Here is a 1,059-nt window from a genome sequence, read left to right as displayed (position 1 = left end):
AGCAAGGAGACCTTGCAACATTTTCTGGGGTTTGGGGGGCAGACCGTCAAGCGCGTGATCACCACCCGCATGCGGCAGCGGCTTCGCGGGCTGCTGATGGATCTGCCCCCACCCGGGCCTGCGGAGACGGCGATGCTGGAACGGATCTTGGATTTTGCCCCGAAGGCGGAGGGGTTGTCTGTGCCGTTTTTGACCTGGGATGAGTGCCGTGTGTTGCAGGAGGCCGGGATGACCATTGCGCCCCACACCCGCAGCCATCGCAATTTGACTCATTTGGCGGTGGAGGAGGTGCGTCAGGAGTTGCGCCATAGTCGGGAGGATATTGCGCACCATTTGGGTCGTGATGTGCGCCATATTGCCTGTCCGGTGGGGCGGCCACACTGGGATTTTCGCCCGGAGGTGGAGCCTGTGGTGGCGGAGGAGGAGGGGTTTGCCTCGTTCATCACCTCGGAAAGGGGTGCCAACAGAGCGGGGGATAACCCCTATCGGATCCGTCGTGACCATCTCTGTGCCTGCTGGGGTGATTATCAGGTAAAATATTTTTTCTCTCGTCCTTGGCGGACCACGCGCTGATGGCACCCTGGACCCTGCGCGAGGTGAGCTACGGCCAGTGGCAGCAGCACTGGCACAAGGCCAGCCAGTGTACGCTGACCCAGAGTTGGGAATATGGTTCGGCCATGGCGCAGCGCAGGCTGTGTCGCTGTGATCGTCTGGCCGTTGTTGACCAGGAGGGCCAGGTGCGGGGCGTGGTGCAGGCTTTGCGCTGGTCGTTGCCAGGATTGGGTGGGGTGGTGCGCATCAATCGGGGGCCTGTTTGCTGTGGTGCTGCGTGGTCGTTGGCCGAGCAGGCGTGTTTTTTGCGGGCTGTGCGGCAGTTGGCCCGGCAGCGTCGTTACCGGGGGATTTTGATCTCCCTGCCCTGGCCGGATGAGCCGGAGTTGCGTGCTCTATTGCAGCAACACGGGTTTCGTCTGCGCCAGAACAAAACGGCCTGGGCTTCGCACCGTCTGGATCTGCACCCGGATGAAGCGCAGTTGCGTGCCCAGTTGGCGGGCAAGT

The 1,059-nt window shown here is 62.3% G+C and carries 2 protein-coding genes; both read left to right on the top strand.

The features are described 5' to 3' along the window. Positions 1-573, top strand: a 573-nt coding sequence (locus EJP87_RS17035) for a polysaccharide deacetylase family protein (protein ID WP_227657757.1), incomplete at its 5' end; no start/stop codon positions are given. After that, a partial coding sequence (locus EJP87_RS17030) for a hypothetical protein (RefSeq protein WP_130473008.1) occupies positions 573-1,059 on the top strand: 487 nt, incomplete at its 3' end. The genes EJP87_RS17035 and EJP87_RS17030, both read left to right, overlap by 1 nt.

Origin of the sequence: Candidatus Magnetaquicoccus inordinatus (genome assembly GCF_004217665.1) — a bacterium.
Classification (GTDB): domain Bacteria; phylum Pseudomonadota; class Magnetococcia; order Magnetococcales; family Magnetaquicoccaceae; genus Magnetaquicoccus; species Magnetaquicoccus inordinatus.
This window is presented reverse-complemented; position numbering and strand designations above follow the sequence as displayed.